Annotated in this window: 31 protein-coding genes; 5 read left to right on the top strand and 26 right to left on the bottom strand. The window is 28.7% G+C overall.

Annotated features, from left to right (window positions below):
- Positions 1-13: 13 nt before the first annotated feature.
- From B3N22_RS18185 to B3N22_RS18140, 10 genes are all read right to left on the bottom strand, one after another.
- A complete protein-coding gene (locus B3N22_RS18185) occupies positions 14-292 on the bottom strand; it encodes a DUF5659 domain-containing protein (RefSeq protein WP_286909286.1) in 279 nt (92 codons plus the stop codon).
- Positions 282-407 carry a hypothetical protein gene (locus B3N22_RS18180; RefSeq protein WP_286909285.1) on the bottom strand — a complete coding sequence of 42 codons (126 nt, stop codon included), beginning with the start codon at positions 405-407 and terminating at the stop codon, positions 282-284. Before B3N22_RS18180 ends, B3N22_RS18185 begins: the two co-directional genes overlap by 11 nt.
- Positions 408-644 (bottom strand): hypothetical protein, encoded by a 237-nt coding sequence (locus tag B3N22_RS18175; protein ID WP_286909283.1) that lies wholly within the window; start codon positions 642-644, stop codon positions 408-410. It lies immediately after the preceding gene.
- A 128-nt stretch (positions 645-772) separates the two neighbouring features.
- Positions 773-1384: a GIY-YIG nuclease family protein gene (locus tag B3N22_RS18170; RefSeq protein WP_286909281.1), complete on the bottom strand. Its 612-nt coding sequence runs from the start codon at positions 1382-1384 to the stop codon at positions 773-775.
- A gap of 480 nt (positions 1385-1864) precedes the next feature.
- Entirely contained in the window at positions 1865-4594 is a 2730-nt protein-coding gene (locus B3N22_RS18165; RefSeq protein ID WP_286909279.1) for an RNA dependent RNA polymerase, read from the bottom strand.
- A gap of 142 nt (positions 4595-4736) precedes the next feature.
- Positions 4737-6020: a helix-turn-helix domain-containing protein gene (locus tag B3N22_RS18160; RefSeq protein WP_286909277.1), complete on the bottom strand. Its 1284-nt coding sequence runs from the start codon at positions 6018-6020 to the stop codon at positions 4737-4739.
- 200 nt (positions 6021-6220) lie between these two features.
- Positions 6221-6421 (bottom strand): DUF5659 domain-containing protein, encoded by a 201-nt coding sequence (locus tag B3N22_RS18155; protein ID WP_286909275.1) that lies wholly within the window; start codon positions 6419-6421, stop codon positions 6221-6223.
- Between the two features lie 19 nt (positions 6422-6440).
- On the bottom strand, positions 6441-7313 hold the full coding sequence (locus B3N22_RS18150) for a hypothetical protein (protein ID WP_286909273.1): 873 nt from the start codon (positions 7311-7313) through the stop codon (positions 6441-6443).
- Positions 7314-7766: 453 nt separating this feature from the next.
- Positions 7767-7997 (bottom strand): hypothetical protein, encoded by a 231-nt coding sequence (locus tag B3N22_RS18145; protein WP_286909272.1) that lies wholly within the window; start codon positions 7995-7997, stop codon positions 7767-7769.
- A 5-nt stretch (positions 7998-8002) separates the two neighbouring features.
- Positions 8003-8434 (bottom strand): hypothetical protein, encoded by a 432-nt coding sequence (locus B3N22_RS18140; protein ID WP_286909270.1) that lies wholly within the window; start codon positions 8432-8434, stop codon positions 8003-8005.
- 256 nt (positions 8435-8690) lie between these two features.
- Here B3N22_RS18140 and B3N22_RS18135 point away from each other — a divergent pair, with 256 nt between their 5' ends.
- Positions 8691-8921: a DUF6471 domain-containing protein gene (locus B3N22_RS18135; RefSeq protein ID WP_286909268.1), complete on the top strand. Its 231-nt coding sequence runs from the start codon at positions 8691-8693 to the stop codon at positions 8919-8921.
- Between the two features lie 118 nt (positions 8922-9039).
- Here B3N22_RS18135 and B3N22_RS18130 read toward each other — a convergent pair whose 3' ends face one another.
- The 7 genes from B3N22_RS18130 to B3N22_RS18100 all read right to left on the bottom strand — a co-directional run bounded on the left by B3N22_RS18130 (position 9040) and on the right by B3N22_RS18100 (position 13398).
- Positions 9040-9207 carry a hypothetical protein gene (locus B3N22_RS18130; RefSeq protein ID WP_286909266.1) on the bottom strand — a complete coding sequence of 56 codons (168 nt, stop codon included), beginning with the start codon at positions 9205-9207 and terminating at the stop codon, positions 9040-9042.
- Positions 9208-9769: 562 nt separating this feature from the next.
- Entirely contained in the window at positions 9770-10072 is a 303-nt protein-coding gene (locus B3N22_RS18125) for a hypothetical protein (protein ID WP_286909264.1), read from the bottom strand.
- Between the two features lie 13 nt (positions 10073-10085).
- Positions 10086-10238: a hypothetical protein gene (locus B3N22_RS18120; RefSeq protein WP_286909262.1), complete on the bottom strand. Its 153-nt coding sequence runs from the start codon at positions 10236-10238 to the stop codon at positions 10086-10088.
- 2 nt (positions 10239-10240) lie between these two features.
- On the bottom strand, positions 10241-10522 hold the full coding sequence (locus B3N22_RS18115) for a hypothetical protein (protein WP_286909260.1): 282 nt from the start codon (positions 10520-10522) through the stop codon (positions 10241-10243).
- Between the two features lie 17 nt (positions 10523-10539).
- Entirely contained in the window at positions 10540-11481 is a 942-nt protein-coding gene (locus B3N22_RS18110; protein ID WP_286909258.1) for a tyrosine-type recombinase/integrase, read from the bottom strand.
- 196 nt (positions 11482-11677) lie between these two features.
- Positions 11678-12679, bottom strand: a complete 1002-nt coding sequence (locus B3N22_RS18105) for a GGGtGRT protein (protein ID WP_073017525.1) — start codon at positions 12677-12679, stop codon at positions 11678-11680.
- Between the two features lie 26 nt (positions 12680-12705).
- Positions 12706-13398, bottom strand: coding sequence for an iron-sulfur cluster assembly scaffold protein (locus tag B3N22_RS18100; RefSeq protein WP_021802716.1), 693 nt, complete (start codon positions 13396-13398; stop codon positions 12706-12708).
- Positions 13399-13718: 320 nt separating this feature from the next.
- On the opposite strand from B3N22_RS18100, the gene B3N22_RS18095 reads away from it, so the two are divergent.
- Positions 13719-14207, top strand: a complete 489-nt coding sequence (locus tag B3N22_RS18095) for an HD domain-containing protein (RefSeq protein ID WP_286909255.1) — start codon at positions 13719-13721, stop codon at positions 14205-14207.
- Between the two features lie 44 nt (positions 14208-14251).
- Here B3N22_RS18095 and B3N22_RS18090 read toward each other — a convergent pair whose 3' ends face one another.
- The 4 genes from B3N22_RS18090 to B3N22_RS18075 form a co-directional block, all read right to left on the bottom strand.
- Positions 14252-14785, bottom strand: coding sequence for an N-acetylmuramoyl-L-alanine amidase (locus tag B3N22_RS18090; protein ID WP_286909254.1), 534 nt, complete (start codon positions 14783-14785; stop codon positions 14252-14254).
- A gap of 134 nt (positions 14786-14919) precedes the next feature.
- The gene (gene gpmA / locus B3N22_RS18085; RefSeq protein ID WP_286909252.1) at positions 14920-15666 is read right to left on the bottom strand and encodes a 2,3-diphosphoglycerate-dependent phosphoglycerate mutase; all 747 of its coding nucleotides are present in this window, start codon (positions 15664-15666) and stop codon (positions 14920-14922) included.
- A 187-nt stretch (positions 15667-15853) separates the two neighbouring features.
- A complete protein-coding gene (locus B3N22_RS18080; protein WP_286909250.1) occupies positions 15854-16732 on the bottom strand; it encodes an HDOD domain-containing protein in 879 nt (292 codons plus the stop codon).
- Between the two features lie 35 nt (positions 16733-16767).
- Positions 16768-17784 carry an AI-2E family transporter gene (locus B3N22_RS18075; RefSeq protein ID WP_286909248.1) on the bottom strand — a complete coding sequence of 339 codons (1017 nt, stop codon included), beginning with the start codon at positions 17782-17784 and terminating at the stop codon, positions 16768-16770.
- Between the two features lie 241 nt (positions 17785-18025).
- Between B3N22_RS18075 and B3N22_RS18070 the strand changes: the two genes are divergently transcribed.
- A complete protein-coding gene (locus B3N22_RS18070; protein ID WP_349676652.1) occupies positions 18026-18454 on the top strand; it encodes a C40 family peptidase in 429 nt (142 codons plus the stop codon).
- A gap of 56 nt (positions 18455-18510) precedes the next feature.
- On the opposite strand, the gene B3N22_RS18065 is transcribed toward B3N22_RS18070, so the two are convergent.
- The gene (locus tag B3N22_RS18065) at positions 18511-18858 is read right to left on the bottom strand and encodes a hypothetical protein (RefSeq protein ID WP_286909246.1); all 348 of its coding nucleotides are present in this window, start codon (positions 18856-18858) and stop codon (positions 18511-18513) included.
- 160 nt (positions 18859-19018) lie between these two features.
- Positions 19019-20464 carry an FAD-dependent oxidoreductase gene (locus tag B3N22_RS18060; RefSeq protein ID WP_286909244.1) on the bottom strand — a complete coding sequence of 482 codons (1446 nt, stop codon included), beginning with the start codon at positions 20462-20464 and terminating at the stop codon, positions 19019-19021.
- Positions 20465-20705: 241 nt separating this feature from the next.
- On the opposite strand from B3N22_RS18060, the gene B3N22_RS18055 reads away from it, so the two are divergent.
- Positions 20706-21512, top strand: a complete 807-nt coding sequence (locus B3N22_RS18055; protein ID WP_286909242.1) for a MerR family transcriptional regulator — start codon at positions 20706-20708, stop codon at positions 21510-21512.
- A gap of 53 nt (positions 21513-21565) precedes the next feature.
- Here B3N22_RS18055 and B3N22_RS18050 read toward each other — a convergent pair whose 3' ends face one another.
- Positions 21566-23560 (bottom strand): methyl-accepting chemotaxis protein, encoded by a 1995-nt coding sequence (locus tag B3N22_RS18050; RefSeq protein WP_286909240.1) that lies wholly within the window; start codon positions 23558-23560, stop codon positions 21566-21568.
- A gap of 392 nt (positions 23561-23952) precedes the next feature.
- On the opposite strand from B3N22_RS18050, the gene B3N22_RS18045 reads away from it, so the two are divergent.
- Positions 23953-24540 (top strand): sigma-70 family RNA polymerase sigma factor, encoded by a 588-nt coding sequence (locus tag B3N22_RS18045; RefSeq protein WP_286909238.1) that lies wholly within the window; start codon positions 23953-23955, stop codon positions 24538-24540.
- Positions 24541-24597: 57 nt separating this feature from the next.
- Here the strand turns inward: B3N22_RS18045 and B3N22_RS18040 are convergent, their stop codons facing one another.
- Together B3N22_RS18040 and B3N22_RS18035 are read right to left on the bottom strand one after the other, a co-directional pair.
- Complete coding sequence (locus B3N22_RS18040; protein ID WP_286909236.1) at positions 24598-25884, bottom strand: FRG domain-containing protein; 1287 nt, start codon at positions 25882-25884, stop codon at positions 24598-24600.
- 157 nt (positions 25885-26041) lie between these two features.
- Positions 26042-26503: a YdeI/OmpD-associated family protein gene (locus tag B3N22_RS18035; protein WP_349676651.1), complete on the bottom strand. Its 462-nt coding sequence runs from the start codon at positions 26501-26503 to the stop codon at positions 26042-26044.
- Positions 26504-26568 lie beyond the last annotated feature (65 nt).

The raw sequence follows: 26568 nt of genomic DNA, 5'->3' as shown, positions 1-26568 counted from the left end.
CTACAAATCGCTCTTAAACCCTTTCAATGTCGAACGGTTCTACACACTTTTCTCTCCTATATCTAGCAATAGCAAAATTAACATTCTTAAAGCTCTTACAATACATATTTAAGAAATCATTTTCTCTAAACTCCTGTAGTAGCTTTTCTACTTCATCGGTTTTTTTAAACAAGAAAAATACTTGTAATTTACCATTCTCTATTTCTTCCACAATCGAATCTTCAAACATATTATTTGTATATAGCCACGCTATTTTATTTTTGCTTCTAAGTTTTATATATCTATTCTCCATTCATCCTATCCTCCAACGTTTTAATTTTCTCCTCAAATTTTATATGTTGTTTTATATTTCTTATTGCTAAAGCCAATAGAGAAGCTGCTAATGCTATAACACTTAAATCTTTCATTTATATAGCCTCCTTGTTCATGTTTTTCAATATTTTATCTAACCTATCAATCATTTTTTGATTGCTCTCATCCAATTTTTCAGCTAACAAATCTACATTATCTATCAATTCTTCCATTAACTCCTCATTAGTTTTTTTCTTACTATCCTTTATTGTTATCAAGGTAGCTCTCCCTACCTTATTTCTATCAATGCCATTAATTCTATTTCCATTTATTCTAAATCTATCTTTAATCATATTTAATCATCCTCCTTAATCTAAATAAGGTCTTAATGCTGTCTTACGACATGTGCCTTATGTTTTTATAATTTATGTGTTGACTTTAATCATTCTATGTATTATCATTATATTGGATATTTATAATCTTATGCTATAAATGAAGGTTTAATCGGCTTTAAATGAATCCATTTATATGCTCCTATTAAATATATATACGAACCTCTAATACCTATATCTTTATACATTTCTTCTATTTCTTTTGCTTTATATCCGTTCATTTTTAACCATAATATATTCGATATCACCATCTCATTATATCTACTATTTGGGTTATTACTTCCAATGTTAGCTCTTTTTCTTTTTATTGTACTTAATTCATCTCTGTTACTACTAGTTCTATTTACAACTTTTTGTGTATTACAAACACTATCCTTATACATCTCTATATAAAATTGCTCTAAAACCGAAAGAGCTTTATTCAAATTTTCTTTTTCTTCTTTACTCATTTCAGAAATCTTTGTATGACAAGACTCTTTAATAACTTCAAATACCAACTCTTGCAAGTCATATTTTTCTTGTAGAATTGCTTTTTTCTTATCAGCATACAAACCACGTTTTAAGAAATATAAATGCCTACTTAAACAATCATTTATTTCTAACCCACTCCCAATGTAGAGATATTTGTCAGAACCCTTTTCTCTCATCCCATAAACTCCAGCACAATAAATGTCACCTTTTATCTCCATCTTATTAACCATTAAAATCTCTCCTTTCAGCTTTTGAGGATAAGCCTAACCATATATTTTTATATTTTTAACGTCCACAATTTTGTGAACGTTCTTTATCTCTCAATTTCTTTTCTAAACTTCTTAATATCTCTCTTGTGCATTAAATAGAACCCAACTAAAATTCCCAAATACACAAAGTTTACAATTAACCATTCCTTCATATCACTACCCCCTTTATTTTTAAAATTATTTTCAAAAAACTATTGCATTACCCCTTATTTCTATGTTACAATTAAGGTGGGTTATTTTATAGTTTTAACAGAAAATAAAAAAACAAATAAGAGAGATAGAATTTTCCATCTCCCTATTTAAAGATTTTACGAGGTTTCCCTCTATTCCATTATAAGAATTTACAAATCTTGTTCAAGCCTATTATTCAAGCCATTTACAAGCATTTACTTATAATTATTTTTTATATTTTATAACCTTCTAAGCTAGTATTCATGCCATTTACACAGCTTTTTTAGAATCCCCTTTAACCTTTTTATGAGTTTGTTTTTTAGAACATTTAGTACATCTTATGTGGTTATTAGCTTCTTTTTTAACCCTAGTTCCACATTGATTACACATTATATGTCCTTTATCTAAAGATTTTTTAAGATTAATGTTTAAATTATTTATAATCTCTTGTCCAAATACATTCCATAGAAAAGCCATTTTTAAATCATCTTGCTTAAATGTGTATTTAATAATACTGTCTATTATATCTAACAAGGTAATATTATTTGCCTTTCCCCAATCCTCAAATTCTTTTCTAGCAGAACTATAGAATATTTCTTTAAAGTCTGTTTTCTTCATATCTTCATCATCATCTTTTTTATATTCTTTTACATAAGCATCAATTTCACTTGTAATAGAAGCTTCTAATAATTTATATTTCTCGATAACTTCTTTATTAACTTCTATATTGTTTTGGTTAAACATTAAATTCTTGACTCTAAATGTACCAAATCCCTTAGAATAATCAAATTTTGTATTACCTATACTTTCTATACTAGAGCAAATTCTGTCCATAACACTATTAGACTTTTCTAAACATTTTCCTTCTTTTTTATTTTTAGCATATTGGAAGAAATAAGGATATTTAGAATCTTTTATAACATTTTTTACATCTGTAGGTAATTTAGGAATAGATAATGTTTTAGCTGAGTCAATTATGTCATTATTGTAGGCACATAGCTTTTGCATTAGTTGATATTCTCCCATAGGATTTTCGGTGTTCCATATCTTAGTTAATGTATTACTAACCTTACCTATATTACTTTTTTCATAAACAAACAACAATGATTTAGCTATATTACTATTATTAATTTGCATTGCTCCTGCTTTACCCATTTCATAGTACTGCGGTCTTATATCATATTTTTCTATCATTTCTTCCGCTAATTTAATAATCCAATCAGTATCTAATACAAGAGCTTCATCACCATCCACGTCAAATTGTAATATTTTACTAATTATATCATGTGTACTTGTGTAAATACCATTAGTTGCAAACCATTTATTTTCTCCTTCTGTTCTTACATTATTTCTTATTACATGTTCAAAACTTAAACTTGGACTTCTTAAAACATCTAATTTGTCAGATTTCTTAAACAAATTACAATATACTTCTCCATCTTTTAATACTCCTTCTGGTACTTTAATATTACCAAACAGCCAGTCAACAAAGGCACAAGGGTCTGATAATATATATACCCTTCTACTTCCTTTAATCTTTATTTTACCGCTACAAACATCCTTTTTAGCCTTTGTCATAGTCTCACTTATTTTCTTCTTTACAAAAGCTGAATTAAGCATCTCTGGATAAATTCTTAAAGCTTCTTGAAAATAATTTCTCTTTTCATTCTTATTTGTAGCACCTAAAAATTTAAGCTGACTATTCCTATCTGTATGTACTTGTTTTATTAACTTCTTAAAATCTGTTGTAAGTATTTCTATTTGTCCATCTGTCATATTAATAAGTTGTTGTAGCATTTGATAATTAATTTCCATATCCTTATATTTATTTTCTTTAACTTCATCTGTTGCACATATATTAGCAGTACAATTATACTTTTTAAACTTTTCTTTATAATCATCCCAGCTACTATAAAATTTCCACAATTTGAATTGAGATTTTGTAAAAATTATTTGAATATTATCTTTTACTACATCATATTCTTTTTCATATATATCTTTAATTTTAGTGCTATATCCTTTTTCTTGACAGTACTCAATATAATTAAAAGGGGTAAGCAATCCTTTAAGCCAGTTTAAGCGAACTTGCATATTTGTTTTAGATATACAAGGTAACATTATTCCTAATCCATCAAAATGAGGTATTGGAATATCCATTGTTTCACCTTTTTTTAATTCCCAATTAGCTACATTTTTAACTCTTTCTCTTCCAATTTTATCTATATATTTAATTTCTTTAACTTTTCTATCAATATAGTCAACTTTGGCACTTACAAATGTTTCAAAATCATCAACAACAATGCATCTATCAATATCAAACCCTTCCCAAACCTCAGAACCACTGTTATTAAGAGCCAAGTAAGCAAGAAATTTATTTATATTCATACCCTGTTTGTTTATATCTTTTATAGTTAATCCGCACATTAAACTCAACATTATTTCATTTAAATCTTTATCTTCCTTAATCATCATGAATTTCTTTTGTCTTGTTTGTCCTGCTCCTGCTGTAAAGAATTGATATTTTTCATTATCTATTGTTAATCCATCTTTAATTATCTTTTCTGTGATTAAGTTATCCATGTCCCCAATCTTAACAGTTATAATCTTATCTGTAAAACTACCTAAATTAAGTCCCATAGTTCTAACTAAGTTATTAGATCCTATGGCAATAACATCTTTAGTTCTAATGTCTTTAGAATTAACAACCCTATCTATATCTTTATTTTTTAAATATATTTCATGTATTTTTTTCTTAATTATTTTTAGCTCTTTTTCTATTTGCATATACCTTGTACTATTTTTAATTATTTCTTTAAATAATATACTGCAATCATTGTTCCATACTTCAACATTAAATTGTTTCTTTACATATGTAGATAATCCTTTTCTAAAGTTATATTTTCTACCTTCTATGTCCCTTCTCATGTTACTGTAAGAGTTTTCCTCTTTAGTTCTAACTAAATTTAACTTAATACAATACATTTTTACTTGTTTATTCATTTTACATCATCCACCTTTATATTTATTTTCTTATACAAATCTATTAAATTTGCTAACATTATTATTTTGGAGGGTTTATCCCGAACAAAATAATAATGTTAGCATGAGTAAAGGGTTCTTTTTACCCTTTACGAAACTATCGTTAAAACATTTCATCTATTTCCTCTAATGAATAATTACAACCCCAAATAACACCTTTATTTCTATCTTCTAATTCATTAGATTTAGTAAATCCTTTTTGTAGTCCTTTAGGTTTTGGCTTATCTTTATCTTTAATATGCTTTTTAACACAATTTCTATAATAATCATGCTTTTCTTCTTCATAATTTGTAATTACCCATTCATAGTAAGGATATTCAACTAATAATTCAAAATCTTCATCCACTAAACCTAAATCAAGCTCCAATCTATAATACTTTTCTCCAGTATCATATTTACCTAAATCATAATAAATATCTGAAATTATTTTATCTTTGTGGCTTTCCAATAAGGCTTTGATTTTATAAGCATCTTCATACTCCTGAGATTTAAGAAATAAAATATCATTCTTATGTGCTATGTCTTTATCTGTAGCAACCCCATTCTTTTCTTTTTTAACAATAGATCCTAATAGACCATTCAATTTCCTATTGTTATGTAAATATTCTCTACTATTTGTAAACACCTTATTGCTATTTATTTCTAATGTTTTATAGTATTTAATACCCTCTTTAAGATTTAATTTACAAAGTTCTTCTGTACTATTAAATAATAAACAATAGAAATTAGGACTTTCTTTTATAACCTTATTTTTGTCAGATATGTAATACCAAAATCCAGGATTATCTATCCTAATCAAATCCAATTTAACAAGTACATCATTATATTTATTAATTGTTTTATCTGTAATCCCTAAATCCTTACATATAGTTTCAAAGCTTGGATAACATACTTCTGCTCTACCACCAACATCTACTGTTAATTCTTGCGTTGCTCTTTTATACATTCTTGCTTTAAGATAACAATAATAAGTAAGCAACTTAGAATTATCTAATTTTTCTATGTCTTGTTTCAATATCTTTTCTTTTTCTTCTTCAAAAAGTTGAATAAATTTATTATCTAAATTTATTTCTAAAGTACAGGAAATTAACTCTTTTGGTTTTACTTCATTAAAATCATATTTTGAATTGATTAACCTTAATTTTTGTAATTGTACAAGTATTTCTTTAAATTGTTCTACACTCCTATTTTTCTTTGTACTTACTGTGTATCCACTTTCTAAAATAATATCTTCTAAAGTAAATTTAATAACATCTTTTCTATTTGTATTTATAAATAGATAACACATAACAAGAACTAACTTACTATTATTAATTAATTGAAATAGACTTTTTTCTTCTTTAACTGGAACAAATAAACTATTGGATAATTTTATAAAATTAAACATATTACATTACACTCCTATCACGTTACTTTTTTGTTTTTTGTTTGCTCTGAAATAATTTATTATTGCAGAACAAGAGAACATTATTCTTTATTATTAATTAATTATTCTCTATTATTACACCTTCCTAGTGCCCCTAAAATTAGGGACGTAATTCTAGCTAATACTATTTTTGTTGCCCCTAAAATTAGGGACACAGTTTTTTAGCTTATTTTATAGCTATTTTCTTTAATCATTTTTTGTTTATGTAGGCTATAAAATATTATTGCTTCTTGTAGTAAATCTGTATTTTTAAATAAGTAAACTTGTTCTTGTTTTAATGTTTTATCTGTAGCCTTTCTATAATAGAATCCTAAACAATATAAATAGTCTCTTAACCTTTTGCTTGTAACTACATACTCCATAATCATGTCCCTCCTTCTTCTACTTTTTCAAACTTGTTTTGATTAGTTTACAGTCCTTTATTTCCAACATTGTTAAATCTTTTATATAGTATTTTTTATCTACTTCAATTCCTCTAGCTAATTTTCTATCAATTAATTTTTCTATATCCTGTGGCATTATATTACAACCTATTTCCCACTTATAAAGGCTGTTGTAAGCTTCTTTTTTATTGTTTTTATCCATGCTTTTTATACATGTAACATCTTTATTAGCTAAATATAAACCTGTGTTACTATAACTTGTACTAAATCCAAAAGTATTCATATATGCATTAGTAGAACCCATATTCATTTTTAATTTTTCTGCTATAGTTTCATAATGTTTGAGTAACTTAATAAGATATTTTTGTAATTCTTTATAACTCTTAATCTCCTTAATATCTTGCTTTATTTTACTTTTATAAAATCCTTGTTCACATTTATGATGTGTAATCCCTTTAAAGAAATAAAGTAAAGATAGAAATATTGGACTTGAATCATAGTGAGACCCTTTTATATCTACAAAGTCCTCATAATTCTCAAAGCAAAACCCATGTACTAACTCATGTCTTATGGTGCTTTTTAATTGCCATTTGTAAAACCATTTACCCCAAACTTGATTTTTTTTGTTATAGTGTACATACTGGTTTATAACTTTACTATTAATCGTTATCTTGTGTGTGAATTTATAATGGTTATATTTATCTTTGTCTGCATCTTCCCATGTTCCTGCTGTTGTCTCTCCTAAATCTTCTTCTACTACAACCACTTTGTTATAAAGCAATGGTCTATGCTCATATTTAAAGCACTTTCTTTTCATTTCCAACATTTCTTTTTGTAATAATTTTTCTAATAATTCCTGTCTTTCTCCCATTTTTTCTAATTCCCCCTTAGTTTTTTAATTAGTTTTGTAACCCACCTGTCCAATATATTGGATTTTTTTCGAAATCTTCTTGACTTAAAACTTGTCTTTTACTATAATTAAGTTAGAAATTTTATATTTGTAGTCAACAGTCTTAGTTTTTAAGATTTTATTTTTAAATGTATAGACTCTCATAATTTAGGCAATAATTAAAATATCAATATTTAGTTATCAAAGAACAAGATAATACATATAAAAAGAGTACAAAAACTACACTACTCCAACAAATAGTAGTGCTGATAATTCAATAAAGATAATATTAAAGTAAACTATACCTCTATCAGATTTTGAGCGAACTTAATAGAGATATAGCTATTTTTGTATAGACTAATAGCCCAATTTAAATTATAACACATAACTAAATATTGTCAATAGTGTGCAAATGTAGCTAAAATGGCTACTTTTTTATTTAAATAAATCGTCACAAAATCCATCTGCATCCCTGTTTTCTTCTATTATTTCTTCTACTTCTTTATAAAACTCTTCATATTGTTTTTTCATTTTTTCGGCTTCATTATCTTCAAATATATCAAACATACTCATATCTTTCAATACTTCTGCTTCTGGAAATCTCTTCAAAAAATTATCTATTTGTTTCTCATTTTTCTTCTTATCTAAAGTTATTATTTTGCTCATTTGGATTACCCCCTAACTGTATCAAAGATATCTTCCACGCTTCTCCAGCTATTAAATGTAGTAGCTTTGGGAAACTTATCTAAAAACTCTTGTTGTAATTCTATAAATTTCTCTTTATTAGTTTCTCTGCATAGTTTACTTGTTGTATTAGTATAATATCTTTCTACATCTTCCATTTCCTCATCTTCAAATCTTTCTTTATCTAATCCTAGTTCTTTAAAAACATAGAAAATCCTATCCCATTTTTCTTCTTCCCACTCCATTGCTGCTTCTGTCAGGATACATTTCAAAGTCCAATCTAAATTGTGTTCAAATCCTTTATTAACTATCTTTTTGTGTATTCTAGTAGCTTCTTTTATTTTGTCTTGTACTAGTAGAGCAGGTACTTCAAAAACCTCATTATTTAATATTGTTTGCATTTCCATAATTTTTAACATTTTGTTATCCCCCTTAAATTTTTATATTTTAATAAATTTTGTGGTGTAAGATCTATTCCAAAAGCTTCTGAAATTAATATAAATTGTTTTAATATCTTTATATTCATTGTTTGTCCCTCCATAGTTATATATTAAACTATTCAATTGAATTTGTCAACTATTTAATTGATTAATTTAACGGTTGATTTTTTCTTTGTTTTAGTATATTATATAAATATAGTAAAAATAACAATGTTAAGGGGTAGGTAATACATATATGAAACTTGAATTAACAGATAATAATAAAGATATGAAGAACTTAATCAAAGGATTAATAGCATCCGATGGTATAACTATGGAAGAATTAAATAATAAAATAAATGAAAAATATGGACGTAATAAATCTTTACAAAACTTAAGTGCTAAACTAAGTAGAAATAGCTTAAGAGCAGATGAATTACTAGAAATATTACTTGTTTTAGGATACACTATAGAAATTAATAAATAATACATATCAAGGCTCCAACATAGGAGTCTTTTCTATTGTCCAAAAACAGTTAAAAAAACAAGGTATTTTACTGTAAATTTAACTTATATAAGTTTAGTAGTGTTATATATCCTATAAGTTATTTAAAAGTAACTTCTTCTATAATTTTTTTAATTTGTTTTTCAGATAGCTTTTTTCTTTTAATTGCTCTTGAAAATATACTGCTTATCATATCCCAATCTGATTCTTCTTGTTTATTTTCTAGTGAAAATGACTTGAAATCTGCTACTTGAATTATATTGTTCATATTTATTCACCTTCTTTTTTAATTTCTATTGTCGGTTATGTTGACTTTTGAACTAAAGCTTGATATTGTTTGGGAACTGTTATAGATTTTTGGATATAGTAAAGCCGTGAAATAGCGACTTTTAACTATTGTTTGGTTTACTGCATGAGTTCCCATCAATAGGTTTCTTAATTGTTACTATCTATTATTCACCCTAGACATTAAGAAACAAGCACAATGAATATTCCACCACTCTAATATTTAAAGTCCTTTGAGCGTTGGACTTAAGGTATTTATAGTATGTATATACTACTTGTCCCCATAGATTTTCTGCATTGGCTCTATGTAACCTACTCTATATTATATTATGTTGCTAGAGTGCATAAACAACTAACCTATATCTAAAAAAGAGTATAGGAAACAAAGCCTTGCAATTTCCTACTTTTTTTGAGATAATCTATTTACGGGTTAGATATCTCCCAGAGGGATATTATAAGGTTTATTAGGCGATATTAAGTTATTGTCACGAGCAGGTATTGGCGTACTTGCTCTTTTTATTTTTATAGAATAATTTCAATTAATTTTAATAGAAAGGCTCCTCAGAGTCATAATAGTCAATGAGATCAATTTTAAACTTTTCTTCACTGAAACTTACATACAGATTTCCTATCTCATTAAATTTCACCTCATTAACTTTTAAGTAAAGTGTTTCTTTTAACCCTATTTTCCCTTCATCACCTTCATTGTTTTTCTCTTTGTATTCATCAATTATTTTTTCCATTCTTTCTATTCTTTTAGCATTAAATCTTACTTCATATATGCCTATAGCACTGTTAAATGATATAACGTTATAATCTAACTTCTTGAGTATATCTAATATGTTCATATGTTCTATCCTCCTATTTATTTAAATTTTCTTTTTCTATTCTTTGTTGTTCCTTTTGTTTCTTATAGGCATCTTTAAAAGCTCCAATAAAGGCTAACAATACAACTAGTAAAAATGTTGCTATAATTAGCCAACCAAAACCAGATGCAAGTAATAATAAAACCATAATTACGCTTCTCCTTGTATTAATTTATTAAATTCTTGCAAATCTCTTAAACAAATTACATTCTCGTCAACAATTGACTCTTTGTTTAAATTATCTTTAGTGTTTAAATATAGTGTATTATTGGTAATACTGTAAACTTTAAAGGTAATATAACCATTACTAGTTGTCTCTTTTGTACATTTCAAAACCCTATAATTGTAACTCTTTAAATTATTTATTCTACCTTGTACTAATTTTCTTAAATCTTCTGGCATGTCCTTAAGTTCTAGCTCTAAAATATTCATTTTCTCATTCTCCCCTTCTATTTTTTAAACTTTATATAGCTCTTATTAAACTCTTCTAAAATATCATAATTGTCAATTTCCCTCTTTAAATCTGATACTAGTACATTTACATAGTTCTGCGTGATTAGTAAAGATGAATGTCCTAGGAGCTTCTGCAAAATTGCTATGTTTTTATTCGCTTGTACGAATTTACGTGCCGCACTATGCCTGTAACGATGTATTCCCGTAGTTGTAACATTTCTACTTCTGTTATAAGATATTAAAGCACCATTTAAAGTTTTTTTGTTTAGTTGATTTCCAAAAACATTGCAAAACAGAAAATCATCTACATTTTTGTATTGTCTTACCTTTAAATATTCTTTAAGAATTTTGATTATAGTACGGTTTAAAGGTACTATAAGAGGTTTTCTATTTTTAGTTACATTCACATATACAACCTCATTTTCAAAGTCTAAGTCTTTTATTTTGATGTTTATAAGGCTATTTAATCTAATTGCTGTGGACATTAAAAAATTTATAACTACCCAAGACCGATACTGTGCAAAACTTGTTTTCTTCATGTCTGGTTTTTTCAAAAGAATTGCTAGTTCCGCATCTGAATATGTCTCTATAGCCTTTTTATCTAATTTAGGTAATTGAATTTTAAACGTATTTAGATATCCTTTTTCCATAAAATAATAAAGAATAGTTTTAAAATCTCTACTATAAGTGAATAATGTTTGGCTACTTACATCTAAATTGTCTCTTACATACCTTACAAAATTATCTACTGTACCTTTATTTATATCTTTAACTTTTGTATCTTCATCCAAGAATTTTGTTATAGCTCTATAACCTTCTTTATAGTGTTTTATAGTTGCATCTCTTAAATTTCTAGCTTTACAATTATCAATGTATTCCTCAAATCCTTCTTTAAATGTAATAGAATTATCTGTCTCAATTTTTAATTTTTTACGCATTTTTAGTATAAATCACCTCTTTTTTGAGGACGAAAAAAAGACACGTCCTTAGCTTTTTTTACTAATAAGACGTGTCTTGTCTTTTCTAGAAAACTTACTGCAAAATCTATATTAAGCAATAAATTCTCTTCTATTTTTTAATCAATCCCTAGAAGTCAATACCACTAGAAGCGTTGATATTACTCGCTTTACAAAATTATTTGTTTAAAGCTTCTTCTATAGCAACTGCAACTGCAACAGTAGCTCCTACCATTGGGTTGTTACCCATTCCTATAAGACCCATCATTTCAACGTGAGCTGGAACTGATGAAGATCCTGCAAATTGAGCATCTGAGTGCATTCTTCCCATAGTATCAGTCATACCATAAGAAGCTGGACCAGCTGCCATGTTATCTGGGTGAAGAGTTCTTCCAGTACCACCACCTGATGCAACTGAGAAGTATTTCTTTCCTAAATCTATCATTTCTTTCTTATATGTTCCTGCAACTGGATGTTGGAATCTTGTTGGGTTAGTTGAGTTACCAGTTATAGATACGTCAACTCCCTCATTGTGCATTATAGCAACACCTTCTCTTACATCATCTGCACCAAAGCATCTAACTTTAGCTCTTGGTCCGTTTGAGTAAGCAATTTCGTTAACTATTGCTAATTCTCCAGTGTAATAGTCAAACTTAGTTTGAACATAAGTAAATCCATTAATTCTTGAGATTATTTGAGCTGCATCTTTTCCAAGACCGTTTAATATAACTCTTAATGGCTCTTTTCTAACTTTGTTAGCTTTTTCAGCTATTTTTATAGCACCTTCTGCTGCTGCGAATGATTCATGACCAGCTAGGAATGCGAAACATTTAGTTTCTTCACTTAAAAGCATAGCTCCTAAGTTACCATGTCCTAAACCAACTTTTCTATCATCTGCAACTGAACCAGGGATACAGAATGCTTGAAGACCTTCTCCTATACAAGTAGAAGCGTCAGCAGCTTTTTTAGTTCCTTTTTTAACAGCGATTGCTGCTCCTAAAACATATGCCCAGCCAGCATTTTCAAATGCTATTGGTTGAGTTTCTTTTGCTATTGTATATGGGTCAAATCCAAGATCTTGACAAATCTTTCTTGCTTCTTCTAGAGATGCAATACCGTACTTTTCAAGAACTGGAGTTATTTGTCCTATTCTTCTTTCATAACTTTCAAATAATGCCATTTTAAAATCCTCCTTCAACCACTTTATTATGCATGTCTTGGGTCTATTACTTTAGCAGCTTCATCGAATCTACCATATTGACCTGTTGCTTTTTCTAAAGCTTCTTGAGCATCTGCTCCTTTAGCGATAGATTCCATCATTTTTCCTAAGTTAACAAACTTGTATCCTATGATTTGATCATCTGCATCTAAAGCAACGTTAGTTACGTATCCTTCAGCCATTTCTAAGTATCTTGGTCCTTTTGCTAAAGTACCATACATTGTACCAACTTGGCTTCTTAATCCTTTTCCTAAATCTTCAAGACCTGCTCCTATAGGAAGTCCACCTTCTGAGAAAGCGCTTTGTGATCTTCCGTATACGATTTGAAGGAATAGTTCTCTCATAGCTGTATTAATAGCATCACAAACTAAGTCTGTGTTTAATGCTTCTAATATAGTTTTTCCTGGTAATATTTCAGATGCCATTGCAGCTGAATGAGTCATACCTGAACATCCTATTGTTTCAACTAAAGCTTCTTGAATAATTCCATCCTTAACGTTTAATGTTAATTTACAAGCTCCTTGTTGTGGTGCACACCAGCCTACTCCGTGAGTTAATGCCGATATATCTGTTACTTCTTTAGCTTGTACCCATCTTCCTTCTACAGGAATTGGTGCTGCGCCATGATTTGGGCCTTTGGCAACTACACACATTTCTTCAACTTCTTTTGAATACATCATTTTTTTTACTCCTCCCTAACAAACGAATTTATAGCCTATAATTAAAGGTTACTCGAAAGGGCTATTCTTCACACGGGAACTTTTTAGTCCCGCCGGGTTATTAATTACCTACATATATTCTATCAAATGAATATGACTCAAACAATATAAATTTTTCAAAATTTAAAAATTCCTCCTGTAATCTTATAATAATGCATAAATTTTCTTATATATCCTTTCCTTCGGAAGTACTGAAAAGTGTGTGTAATACTATCTTTATAGCTTGAACCCAATATATGTTAATGATAAAATAGTAATAATTTGAAAGTGAGGTAATATGAATGAAAAATATAACTAGTATTGTTGTTCAAAAGATGATAGCTTACTTTGAGAAAGATGTTAGAAGGATAAATCATGCGCTAAAAGTTTATACCTTTAGTAAAACTATTGGAGAGATGGAAGGACTAGATGATAAAACTCAGTTAATACTTGAGATATCTTCAATTTTGCATGATATAGGCATTAAAGAAAGCGAAAGAAAATATAATAGTTCTGCTGGAAACTATCAAGAAATAGAAGGGCCTCCTGTTGCTCAAGAGTTACTTAAGGATTTGAATTTGGAAGATGATATTATTAAGAGAATTAGTTATTTAATAGGAAATCACCATAGTTATAACAATATAGATAGTATTGATTTACAAATATTGGTTGAGGCGGATTTTTTAGTGAATGCTTATGAAGATAACATAAAACCAGAGTCCATAAAAGTCTTTAAGGAAAAATATGGACAAACTGAAACTTTTAAAACATATCTAGATTCTATGTACTAATAAAAAAATACAGGTAGCAAAATCTGCTACCTGTATTATATTTATTATAGTCCTTTAGCTATAGCTTCTGCTACACCCTTAGCTCCAACACTTCTCCAAAGCGCTACATCTTCTGAGGCTTCTACAAAAAATGCTTTTATAATAATTGCAGGCATTTCTGTTTTAGCTAATTCTATTAAATATTTAGCATCACCTTTAGCCCCTCTTGACCTGAATCCAATTTTAACTAAATGCTTCTCAATATTTTCTGCATATATTTTTCCTTTATTGCTCCACTTATAATAAAGAACCTCTGATCCTAATGCTCCATTAAATCTATGATAAAAATTATTAGTTTGGCAAGATATATATAAATCTGCCCCCCAAGCATTAGCTTTTTCTACCCCATAATCAATACTATCAGCTAAGCTTCTATGAGCTTCTGGCGGAGTTACATCTAAAACCTCATGTCCTAAAGCTCTTAACTGCTTCATTAGTTCTATATGATAATCTTCTGCAATATCAACCTCTCTTAAAAGCCCTATGGCACCTAAATCTTCTCCAGTTCTTTGATATCCTCTTCTTACGGCAATTCTCATTAATATTTCCTCCTTTGTAACTTCATGGGCAAGTATCGTTCTTTATTAATATATGTACCGTAGTCAGAATTTGTTTTCATAATAAATGGAAAAAGCCAGTAGAAATAATAATTTACTTCTACCGACTTAATATATTATTGTGCTTTGCCTTGATTCTCAACTTCTAGTTTTGACTTTTCTATCTCTGCAATATTTCCTAGGTAATAATGTCTAATTGGTTTTAAATCATCATCTAGTTCATAAACTAGCGGAGTTCCTGTTGGAATGTTTAAGTTTGTAACTTCTTCATTAGATAAGTTATCTAGGTATTTAACTAAAGCCCTTAAACTATTTCCATGAGCTGCTATTATAACTTTTTTATTTAACCTAATAGTTGGAGCTATAACATCATTCCAATATGGTATTACTCTATCTATTGTATCATTTAAGTTTTCTGTTAATGGTATTTCATCTTCTTTAAGATCCTTGTACTTACTTTCTAGTCCCGCATATCTTTCATCATTTTTATCTAATGCTGGTGGGTAGACAGCTGAATCTCTTCTCCACTTATGAACCTGCTCATCTCCATACTTTTTAGCTGTTTCTGCTTTATTAAGTCCTTGAAGGGCCCCATAATGTCTTTCATTTAATCTCCAAGATCTTTGAACTGGAATCCATAAAAGATCTAACTCATCTAATGCATACCACAAAGTCTTTATTGATCTTTTTAATACTGAAGAAAAAGCTACATCAAATGTATATCCTTCTTCTTTAAGCACTTGTCCAGCTTTTATTGCTTCTTGTACACCTTTATCTGATAAGTCAACATCAGACCATCCAGTAAATCTATTTTCTCTATTCCAAACACTTTCTCCATGTCTTAATAATACTATCTTTTTCATTCTTAATCCCTCTCTTTAAACCAGTTATTAAATATGTACTATCTCTTTTCTATATATTAATTTTATCACTACTGATTTAAAATATCACATCTCAAATATCCTAATATAATGAGTTTAAAACTGATTTAAACCATTACTTTGTGTATTTATGTTTAAAATCATCTTATTGATAATTATTATCAATAATCTAAAGACTTAGAATTGCAAAGTTTAATTGCTTATTAACCATTTCAACCTTATTAGGGAGTACTTTACTAATCTCTTCTATAAACTCCATATCTAATCCTAATTCATTAATTATATTGTTGTTTAATGAAAAGCTAGTACTTACTTTTACCAATTTCTCATAATATAGCGTACTTAAAGCATCAGCAACACTCAATATCATTACTTCTAATTTATAATTCTCAGCTCCCAAAGGAGTGTGATGGTGTTTAACTACTGTTTTTATATCCTCATGAAGATTCCATTTCTCACAGAGCACTTCCCCTATATCGCTGTGAGTACAGCCTCCCATTATCATTCTCTCAGCAACAACTTGACTTACTCCTTTTTTCTGAATTTCATATACCTCATCAACTATCTCAGGGAAACACACATCTAATGCAGTGTACCCAATATCATGAATTAGCCCATAGGCAAAATATCTATATTTATCTTCAATTCCAAGCTTTTCAGCTATTAAATTTGCAGCTATTGATGTACCCAAGCAATGTTTCCAATACATTTCACTATTTAACTCTTTAGAATTACCTAAATTAGTAGGTAAAAGAGATTTTATTAAATATGCTACTATTAATTTCTCTACTGTTCTCATACCTAAATAAACAACCGCATCTTTAATTGATTCAATTTTTCTTTGAAGTTTAAAATATCCAGAATTAATATTAGTAAGCAAAGCTTCTCTTAAATTTCCGCATTCATTTATTTTCAATGAAAGTTCAGTAATATTTATGTCCTCTTCTTTGTTTATCATTATTATTAAATCGGATATTTCTGCCTTAATTGTTGGTAGCTTGTCTGTATTTTTAATAACACTTATTACACTTTCTTTTGATATTTTCATTCTTAGCACCCCCATAAGTCTTTTCAGAAAATTATTTATGCTATTTCTTCTCTTTCCCCATTTACAAGTTCTAAAATAAATACAAAGAGTGGTATTCCTATTATCATACCCCATGCCCCTAAAAAGTGCTCTGATAATATAAGAACAGTGAATGTTATGAATATAGGTAAATGTATAGCCGAAGACATTATCTTTGGATTTAAAACATAACTTTCAAAAGCATGTAGTACTACAATCATTACCACTACAGATATTAGTTTAGATATTCCTCCAATCTGTAGTGCACATATACTTAAAGGAATAAAGGAAACTATTACTCCAACTACAGGCATTAATCCTAGTATAAACATCATTGGCCCAAGTATAAAGACATTTTCAAAGCCAAGTAGAGTTAATATTATGCTCGATATTATAGAATTTATTAAAGAAATTACTAGCTGCATTTCTATAACAACAACAAATGATTTCATAAAAATTTTAGCTAAAGATTTATAATATGTATAAAGAAAACTTCCTTTTCCAGTCTCAAATCTTTGAAAAAATGCTTTAAGTTTATGTTGTTCTAATATGTACATAAAAGACAATAATATTGAAAGACCTATGTTAAAGCCTGTATTTTTAATATATCCCACTGCTTTCATAGTAAGTACATTAATGCTGGATAATCCCTTCATTAAAGTATCTTCTTTTATATCTAAATTATATTTATCAAACTTTGATATAAACTCACCAAAATCATAATCTTTAATTCCATTTATCAATAAATTTACTTGATTAGCTATATTAGGAATAAAAACCACTAAGAATCCAATTAAGCCTAACACTACTAAAAAATATGATATTATATCAACTATTCTTTTAGTAAATATCCTTTTAAACCTAGCTTTTTTATACAAGGTTTTTGAAAGATCCAGTATCAGTATCACCTCGATTAGAGTTAGCAGTATTAATGACATAAAGTCTTTTAATAGAAATAATATAATTACTATTAAAACTAGTGCTAGTACCTTTTTAAACGAGTTACTTGTCAAATTTCTTTCAATAAAGTTCAATTCATCATCCCCTATAATTTTACACAATAATCTAATTCTATACCATAATACATACTTATATCAATGTATTAATCTTTACAAAATATAAAATTTATTTAAACTTTATTGCCTATCTCTCCTCCCCCTAATATCTAAGGTTAATTCTTTATCTATAAGAAGATTATTCCTTATCTTGTATATATTCTTCATTGAAAACGTTAGTGTAATGCTTTATAAATATATTATAAGAGGGGGAATTAATATGAAATTTATTAAAAAGTTTTTAATGCTGTTTCTAATATTCATAGTATCATCTACCTCAATCGCTATAGTTAAAGCAAATGCAGCTACTGTTAGTGGACAAGATATAGTTAATGAATCAAAAAAACATCTAGGAAAACCTTATGTTTATGGCGCTACTGGACCTTCATCCTTTGATTGTTCTGGGTTCACAAAATATGTATACGGTCAATTAGGTGTAAACTTATCTAGGACAACCTATACTCAAATCAAAGAAGGAACCTCTGTAGCTAGAGCTAATTTACAGGCTGGTGATCTAGTATTTACTAACTCTGGACATGTTGGTATCTATGTGAGTGATGGACAAATTATTCACGCACCTAGAACTGGAAGTGTAGTTAAGATATCACCAATATGGACATTTATTGGCGCAAGAAGAATATTAAATTAAAACAATAAAGGATGTACTAAGTTATCACTAACTAAGTACATCCTATTTTTATATAATTATGAACCTATATAATCACCTAAATGCTGCTTTACTAGTTCCTGCATATCATTAATGTAACTCGCTTGTATATCATTTTTAACAGAGGTTATATCTTGAATATAATCTTTATATTCTTCTGGATTAACAAAACTATAATCTCTAATTTCATTAACAATTTTGTCTATCTCACTAAATAGAACTTCTCTATCTCTAGTACTTAACCTATCAATATTATTACTTATTTCCTTATCTACAAGTTCACTGATATCTACATTATAGCCATTTGTCTTCATATTATTGATATACTCTTGTGCCCTACATATATTTAATAATTCAGTTTGTGTAAACATAGCTTTTTCCATCATTTGTATCAACTCCAATTTAATTATTCCACTAAATTAATATTTGTATTAAGATATGCTTTTATTCCTTTTAGTTAATAAATTTAGTGGAATATAAAGTTAATACTTTAACAATAGTATCGTAAGTAAATATATTCATATCGTGATAATATATGATGCAGCTTTATTTGCTGTTTTTAATGTCAGCTATAGCAGTTTCAGCTGCTAGACGTCCTATTACAAATGATACTGTCAATCCATGTCCTAGTTGACTTGCAGTTTCTCCTCCTATATAAAGCCCTTCAATAACAGTTTTATCTTCACGTAATGCATGTGCACCTGAATCAATTAATACACCACCATTTGTTATTTGGCTTGCAGGAGAAATTTTAGCTCCATAGTATTTAGGTGTATCAATACGACTAAACATAGAATCTTTACGACCAAACTCTTCATCTTTACCTGCATCAAAATATTTTTGATAAGTATTAACCGTTTCTACTAAAGTTTGTCCATCGTCTAAGCCAAGCTTTTCTGCTAGCTCTTCTAAAGTATCAGCTTCTGTAAAATAACCACTATCTTTGTATTCTTGCATAAGAGCTGCATTATCTACTGACACTTGGTCAAATACTAAGTATGCATATCCAGTAGTTTGCTCAGTGATTTTTTCACCAAGTTCAGTAGTATTAGCTAATTCATTTACAAATCTTTTTCCTTCCTTATTAACTAATATAGCTCCATTGTAACGCACATTGGTCAAAGACACTGCACCATTACCAGTATCAAATGCAACAGTTTGTGGAGATGTAACATCCATATTTCCTATTCCAGCTCCTACTTCCATAGCCATAGTAATACCATCTCCAGTTGCTCCTTCACTTGCTGTCGAAGGATATCCAGCCCACTGAGGAGTATATTTTGCTACCATTTCTGCGTTAGATGCAAATCCTCCTGTTGCAAGAATTACAGCCTTCGCATTTATTTTGTAGTTACCTTTATCGCTTTCAATTTCAACACCTACAGCCTTATCTCCATCCATTATAACCTTAGTTGCTTTACTATTTGTTCTGTAATCTATCTTTAATTCATCCATTCTTTTTAATAATACAGAAACCAGCATTTTTCCCATAGCACTGCCATCTTCCGTTGTATGTTGAGAGCCATTTATAACCTTAGATAAATCAGCACCCATATCTATAAGCCAATCAGCAGTCTTTCCTGATAAATCTGCTAACAATCTCAATGAAGAATCGTCTTCTGTTTTGCTACCTAAAAGCTTTTTATAATACTCATCGGCTGTATACACTTCACTCTCATCAACAGTTGTATCAACAGATGCTGATGAAGTAGCGTCTGTATCAGTTGCTTCCTTCTTTTCACCTAATTGTACTGAACTTCCTCCCGCATTAAATGCAGTAGATGCAAGAAGAGTAGTTCCTCCCATTTCAGGCATCTTCTCTACAAGTATAACATTCATCCCCTGTGATTTTGCTTCTATAGCAGCTGTCATTCCTGCACCACCACCACCTACGATAACAATATCTGTAGTTTCATCTTTTACTTTACTTCCACAAGAAACCATAGTACTTGTCATTAATACGCATAATAGAATTCCTAATAATTTTTTCATATTATCCCCCTTAGTATGTAAATATTGTTTAAAAATTAACAACTTGATTGTAAACCATGGGGTAACACAATAGTCAATATTTATTAATAGATTATTCATAAAAAAAATTTTCTCTCTCTCAATCTATATACTAAACATAATATAATTATTATAATTAATTATATAAACTCTAAATTTGTACTTATATGTCGAATCACAATTGATTAATCTTAAGTATAATTAATATTGAAGGGAGTTATCTATGTATACTATAGGAAAATTTGCACAATTACTAGGTTTGAGTATTGACACTATTCGTCACTATAAAGATATTAATATTCTTACACCAACTCAATCACTAAACGGTTATTTTAAATATGATAATAAACAAGCGCTTATTACTCTACTTACAAAAGAGTTAACTAGTTTACATATGCCACTATCAGAAATAAGACATACTATCAAAAATACCTCCTTAAATGAATTCAATTATTTTCTATGTGACAAGGAAACAGAACTTGAAGATAAAATTAAGAGACTTGAAGATGAATTGTTCCGCTTAAAAGAAACTAAAAAATACTCAAGTTTTGGCATGAAATTAATAAATTCTGTTGATGAATTTCATGGTACAACAATATATTCATTACCTATAATCACCAAGGATTCTTCAGTAAAAGAATTCAATTTTATAAAAGAGTGGGTTAATTGTTTCCCATTTTCATATATATCTATATCATTATCCAAGGAAGAATTAAATGATGATACCTTTAGCAAAAAATATTCTTCAACTATCGGTATAGGAATAACAAAAAAATATTTCGATGATTTATCTTTAAGTTGTAGTAATAATATTAAGATAACTAATGAAGGTTTATGTATTAGAACCTGCATTGCTGTAAAGGATATATTCTCTATTTCTCCTGATGATTTATCTTCTCTTACCTCTTATGCAAAATTAAAAGGATATGAATTTGTAGATAATACTTCTGGAAGATTGCTTTTTATTGAAAATGCAGACACAATCCCTATATACTATATTTTAATATGGGCTCGAGTTGAAGCTAAATAACAAAAATAGAATTGCCTAGCTAATAAGCAAGCAATTCTATTTTTATTTTATCATTAAATCTTAAATCTATTTACTTCTTCTATCATTTGACTAGTCATACTATTAAGAGTTTTTGCAGCTTCGGCTACTTCTTCAGTTGAAGCATACATCTCTTCTGATGACGCTGATATCTCCTCAGATGATGCTGAAGTTTCTAATGAAATTGAAGATATTCCATCTATTCTACTTAATATAACATTTTTATCGCCTTCTATATTTTCAGCAGAACTTTTAATACTATCAATTTTAGGTATTACTTCTTCCACAGCAGATATAATTTCTTTAAAAGATTTTGTTGAATTATCAATAATCTCAACTTGTTTCATTAATTCATCATCCATAGTTACCGAATCTTTTACTATAACATCTGAATTCTTTGATATTATATTTATTAATTTACTTATATTTTCTGCTGAATCTTTTGATTGTTCTGCTAATTTTCTTATTTCTTCCGCTACTACCGAAAAACCTTTTCCAGATACTCCAGCTCTAGCGGCCTCAATAGCAGCATTTAATGCTAATAAGTTTGTTTGCTCTGATATACTATTGATTAGATTAGTTATTTCATTTATTTGCTTAATATTTTCTCCTAAGGTTTTTATTTTATCATAAAAACTCTTAAAAGAAGTACTTACATTTATAACAGATTTATTTAATTCATTCATATCATTACTACTATTGTTTGCCATAATATTTATCTGCTTTGAATTTGAGTCTACGTCCTGAATCTCTTTAACCATTTCAGATAATTTATCACTAAATTCATTAAGTATTGTTACAATTAACATTAAATCTTCTGATTGAGATCCTGTCCCCTTAGTGATATCAGAAATGGCTTCAGTTACATTTTCTGATACATTTGCTATCTGCTCTGATATAGCTGTTAGATTTTCAGAGCGAAAATTAATATTTTCAGAGTTATTCTTTATCTTTTTAATCATTGCTCCCAATGATTCTTGCATTACTTTCATTGAATTTGTCATATCTCCAATTTCATCTTTCAGCCTTAAATACTTGGGAGATACTTCTTTATTTAAATTTCCTTCTGATAATAACTTTAAATGTTTAGACGTTGATTTTATTCCTTTCGCTATAGTACTTGATATTATATAAATCATAATAAAACCTATAAGTACTAATACAGCAGCTGATAGTGCTATAAGTATCAGCAATCCATCTAATTCTGATAAAATTTCTTTTTTATTTACTGTAACTCCTACTGACCATTCCCCAACATTTACCGGAGCATATCCTATTATTTTTTTAACCCCATTATACTTATATTCACCTAATCCAGTCTCTCCGACTATCATTTTTTTATAGATTTCTACAAGACTATGTAAACTTTCATCCTTCTCTGCTTTCTCTATAGCATTATTCATTTTAACTACTAAGTCACTATTAGTATTAGCAATAGTTACGCCTTTTTTATTTATCATAAATGCATACCCAGTTTCGCCAACCTTAACTTCATTAGTTAATTCACTTAAATAATTTCCATCCCTAGTTTCAATTAATACTCCAACTACTTCATTATTATGTTTAATTGGAACTGCATAAATAATAATTACGCTTTCATCAGTTTTGTTTATTATTGGATCTGAAACAGTCCCTTCCCCTGATAATGCTTTTTGAAAATACTCTCTATCCTTTATCTCAGCGGTTGTACCACTTGTGTTATGAGCTGATCCATTTTTATCTACAACCCCCATCCTTAAGCTTCCAATCCTTTTAGATTCCTCAGAAAGAATTGATAATTTTTTTTCTAAAGATATGTCAGGATTGCTTATTTCATCTCTAGCAGCTATTGACTCAAGTGATTTTAATTCACCTTCTATTTTACTTTCAATATTTGCAGCAGTTCTTACTGAAATATTAGGAAGTGTTTTCTCTAAATTAGATTCTAGAGAGCTTTTTGCTGTTAAGAAGGCCACTATTCCCATGCTTATGCATATAACTATGAACAGGGATCCCACAAATACTATTAATTTTGATTTTATACTTTTCATAATTGTCCCCCTTTGTTTGATTGTTTCTATTAAAAACAAATCAATTTTAAATCAAGGGGTAACCCCATAGTCAATGATTACTATAAAAATATTACCAAAATTTAGTTTTCATATAAACTAATTTGTTTATTTTTGGAGATTTAACACCCATTCAAAAACTATAAAAAAGTAGCAGCTTAAAACAGAAAAAAGTTAGTTATCTATATTATGAGAAGAACATCTATTCCTCTCAATACTGATTTATGGTATAATTTTCCTATAGGTAAAATACTTGAGAATCCTTTCAATTCCAACCCTGTCATAACTGCAATTATGACTAATATCAATGACTATTTTAATTCATTACTCACCCTATCAACCTCCTATTAAAAAATGAGTAAGAGGTGATAAATTTGAATTTTGATGAAGTGGAAAGATTAGCCTTACTATCGATAAAAGGAGATATGAGAGCAAAGGAAGAATTAGCAGAAAATTTCAAACCATTTATATTAAATCTCGCAAAAAGATCTTATATTCATGGTTTTGAATTTGAAGACATAGTTAATGAATGTTATAATAGTTTATTTAATTGCTTAAGCCGATATAATCCTGAAAAACACAGGTTCGTTGCCTATGCTACTATCTCAATAAAAAACTCAGTAGGTTTATTAATAAGATTAGCTAATAAAAGAAATGAAACTGATGGCGCAGCTACATTAATTCTTACTGATAATCTTGAACATGTAGTTTCAAATGATAAGGAATTTATAGAAGATGAAGTTATTAAAAAAATTGATATTGATAACTTAAAAAAGGCAATTAGTGAGCTTAGTCACACTGAAAAGAAGCTTGTAGACTATGTTTTTCTAAAAAAACATACCTTAAAGCAGTATTCCTTGCATAGCAATCTTAACTACTCAAAAGTGGTTAATAAGAAAAATAGTATTATTAATAAATTGAAATTCAATTTAAGAAATGGGATTTCAATTAGTGGTAATTGAGGAATATTAAACTTAAATAATCAATTATTTTGCGGAAGATTAATTGTCTTCCGCATATTAGTATCTTCCCTTTATAAAATCAGCAACATCATCAATTTCAGGAAAAAGAGTTGACTTGTTTATAGAAAAGGCATTTAACATATCAATAAAACTTTTCTTCTCCTTAATTATAAATACTTGTCTTTTTTCATTAGAATCTTTATATCGTAACTCATTTAAATCTAACTCTTTATAATTCTTAGACAAGCCACATAATATAAATGCTCCATCCTGCTTAAGTACTCTATTATTGTTTTTAAGTGGCAATACCACTACACTGCTAAGCAAATCCTTTTTTTCAATCTCATCTCTAAATGCAGGCTTTTCAGATTTCACTTCCTGTAATAAAGGATGTACTTTTGTATTAAACTGTTCTTGAGACATATTTTTATCACTTGCACACTCATACATCTCTTGTTGTTTTTCATATTCAAACATAGGTAAACTTGCCAATATTGAAACAGTATCGCTTTGAGGATATTTTATAGAGTTATCATCAACAGAAAAAACTACAATCTCTCCAAAAGAATCTTGATAGTTTTCACAAGCAAAATACAAGGCAACCAAAGGATTAGTTGTTATATCTAATAGCCTTGTAGGCAACCCATAATGTTGCATTTCCACAAGATACTCAAGATGAGACTTCATTTTTTCAAAACTACTTGGACACTTAATTATTAGTTCATTGTACATTTTTCTTTCGTTAATCCTCCAGTTATGTCTACGCATTAATGAAGGAATTAGAATATAATTAGCTTCAGCATGTCCCCTATAAAACAATGTTTTCCCTGGTAGTGACATTTCTCTAATATACTTAAAAAACTCTTCAATAGAAGACAAAAAATTTAGCTCAACTGTTGAGTTTAGATATACTATTCCTTGAGAAATATTTACTTCACTTGATAGTTTGTACTTTTCTTTTAATGACTTCATCATTTCCTTAGTAGCTACTAAACGCTCTTCCATTGTGTTTATTGACTTGTAAATCCAATTAATTAAAGCCTGTGCTTCCTCTAATTTCATAAAGTCAACATTTCCATAATTCCTCATAGCTTTGGAATTAATAAATTCATCAAGAGCTTTCTCAATATCCTTTGCTTCAACGAATTTGCTCCTATATAATTCAGTAAATGGAGAATCTATATTCTTTAATATTTGCAGCATTGAATCTTTGCTAATCTTACCAGATATATAACGATTCATATCACAGTATCCATCAGTAATAAGTTTTTCTCCACATACTAAATAGAATGCTTTTTCCACAAATGGATTAGTATATATACTTTCGAAGAAAAAAAAGAACAAAATAACTCCCTCCTAAACTAACCAAAATACTTTTATTAATTACTTACACTTATTTCTATTTTACCGTAAGTGTTTCCATATTTCTACATACATTATATAAAACTGGGGGAGGTATGTTAGAGTTTATTCTGGTTGATTAGTTTTTAATTTGCCTCTTTTAGTCAATAAGGCGTCCATTATCATTCCACGAACCATACATCTTATCTTGTTTAGTATTTTCTATAAACTTATCCAATCTCTTCATAAATAATTCCTGTTGGCTTTTCACCTGTTGTATTGTATCTATTCGTACTCTTCTATAAAGCTCAGGGAAATTCATAAAATTTTTATATACTAACATATCTTCTTTCAACTTTTTCTCTATAAACTTATCAATAACAAAAGAATTACTACTCATATCAGGTAAGACCTTTCTTCCTTCATCAGTCATAAGTCCAAGTTTCTCAAGACGCCTTACACGTTCTTTATTCAATTCTGTCCATGAACTTTTTTTGCTTCTAGGAGATAGTCGTTGAACTAGCTGATTTTCTGAATTTTTCTTTTTAATTCCATCAATCCACCCAAAACATAAAGCCTCTTCAACTACATCCAGATATAATAATGTATCTGCTTTAGGCACAATACTAACCACTACCCAACAACTTGTTTTGATTGAACTGTTATCTTGCAACCAAATTCTTAGCT

It is taken from the genome of Clostridium sp. UBA1652 (genome assembly GCF_002320975.1).
Classification (GTDB): Bacteria; Bacillota; Clostridia; order Clostridiales; family Clostridiaceae; genus Clostridium_T; species Clostridium_T intestinale.
This window is presented reverse-complemented; position numbering and strand designations above follow the sequence as displayed.

Bases quoted from the DNA above. Each gene is read 5' to 3' on its own strand.
- B3N22_RS18185 (WP_286909286.1), bottom strand. From the start codon at position 292: ATGGAGAATAGATATATAAAACTTAGAAGCAAAAATAAAATAGCGTGG.
- B3N22_RS18180 (WP_286909285.1), bottom strand. From the start codon at position 407: ATGAAAGATTTAAGTGTTATAGCATTAGCAGCTTCTCTATTGGCTTTA.
- B3N22_RS18175 (WP_286909283.1), bottom strand. From the start codon at position 644: ATGATTAAAGATAGATTTAGAATAAATGGAAATAGAATTAATGGCATT.
- B3N22_RS18170 (WP_286909281.1), bottom strand. From the start codon at position 1,384: ATGGTTAATAAGATGGAGATAAAAGGTGACATTTATTGTGCTGGAGTT.
- B3N22_RS18165 (WP_286909279.1), bottom strand. From the start codon at position 4,594: ATGAATAAACAAGTAAAAATGTATTGTATTAAGTTAAATTTAGTTAGA.
- B3N22_RS18160 (WP_286909277.1), bottom strand. From the start codon at position 6,020: ATGTTTAATTTTATAAAATTATCCAATAGTTTATTTGTTCCAGTTAAA.
- B3N22_RS18155 (WP_286909275.1), bottom strand. From the start codon at position 6,421: ATGGAGTATGTAGTTACAAGCAAAAGGTTAAGAGACTATTTATATTGT.
- B3N22_RS18150 (WP_286909273.1), bottom strand. From the start codon at position 7,313: ATGGGAGAAAGACAGGAATTATTAGAAAAATTATTACAAAAAGAAATG.
- B3N22_RS18145 (WP_286909272.1), bottom strand. From the start codon at position 7,997: ATGAGCAAAATAATAACTTTAGATAAGAAGAAAAATGAGAAACAAATA.
- B3N22_RS18140 (WP_286909270.1), bottom strand. From the start codon at position 8,434: ATGTTAAAAATTATGGAAATGCAAACAATATTAAATAATGAGGTTTTT.
- B3N22_RS18135 (WP_286909268.1), top strand. From the start codon at position 8,691: ATGAAACTTGAATTAACAGATAATAATAAAGATATGAAGAACTTAATC.
- B3N22_RS18130 (WP_286909266.1), bottom strand. From the start codon at position 9,207: ATGAACAATATAATTCAAGTAGCAGATTTCAAGTCATTTTCACTAGAA.
- B3N22_RS18125 (WP_286909264.1), bottom strand. From the start codon at position 10,072: ATGAACATATTAGATATACTCAAGAAGTTAGATTATAACGTTATATCA.
- B3N22_RS18120 (WP_286909262.1), bottom strand. From the start codon at position 10,238: ATGGTTTTATTATTACTTGCATCTGGTTTTGGTTGGCTAATTATAGCA.
- B3N22_RS18115 (WP_286909260.1), bottom strand. From the start codon at position 10,522: ATGAATATTTTAGAGCTAGAACTTAAGGACATGCCAGAAGATTTAAGA.
- B3N22_RS18110 (WP_286909258.1), bottom strand. From the start codon at position 11,481: ATGCGTAAAAAATTAAAAATTGAGACAGATAATTCTATTACATTTAAA.
- B3N22_RS18105 (WP_073017525.1), bottom strand. From the start codon at position 12,679: ATGGCATTATTTGAAAGTTATGAAAGAAGAATAGGACAAATAACTCCA.
- B3N22_RS18100 (WP_021802716.1), bottom strand. From the start codon at position 13,398: ATGATGTATTCAAAAGAAGTTGAAGAAATGTGTGTAGTTGCCAAAGGC.
- B3N22_RS18095 (WP_286909255.1), top strand. From the start codon at position 13,719: ATGAAAAATATAACTAGTATTGTTGTTCAAAAGATGATAGCTTACTTT.
- B3N22_RS18090 (WP_286909254.1), bottom strand. From the start codon at position 14,785: ATGAGAATTGCCGTAAGAAGAGGATATCAAAGAACTGGAGAAGATTTA.
- gpmA (WP_286909252.1), bottom strand. From the start codon at position 15,666: ATGAAAAAGATAGTATTATTAAGACATGGAGAAAGTGTTTGGAATAGA.
- B3N22_RS18080 (WP_286909250.1), bottom strand. From the start codon at position 16,732: ATGAAAATATCAAAAGAAAGTGTAATAAGTGTTATTAAAAATACAGAC.
- B3N22_RS18070 (WP_349676652.1), top strand. From the start codon at position 18,026: ATGAAATTTATTAAAAAGTTTTTAATGCTGTTTCTAATATTCATAGTA.
- B3N22_RS18065 (WP_286909246.1), bottom strand. From the start codon at position 18,858: ATGATGGAAAAAGCTATGTTTACACAAACTGAATTATTAAATATATGT.
- B3N22_RS18060 (WP_286909244.1), bottom strand. From the start codon at position 20,464: ATGAAAAAATTATTAGGAATTCTATTATGCGTATTAATGACAAGTACT.
- B3N22_RS18055 (WP_286909242.1), top strand. From the start codon at position 20,706: ATGTATACTATAGGAAAATTTGCACAATTACTAGGTTTGAGTATTGAC.
- B3N22_RS18050 (WP_286909240.1), bottom strand. From the start codon at position 23,560: ATGAAAAGTATAAAATCAAAATTAATAGTATTTGTGGGATCCCTGTTC.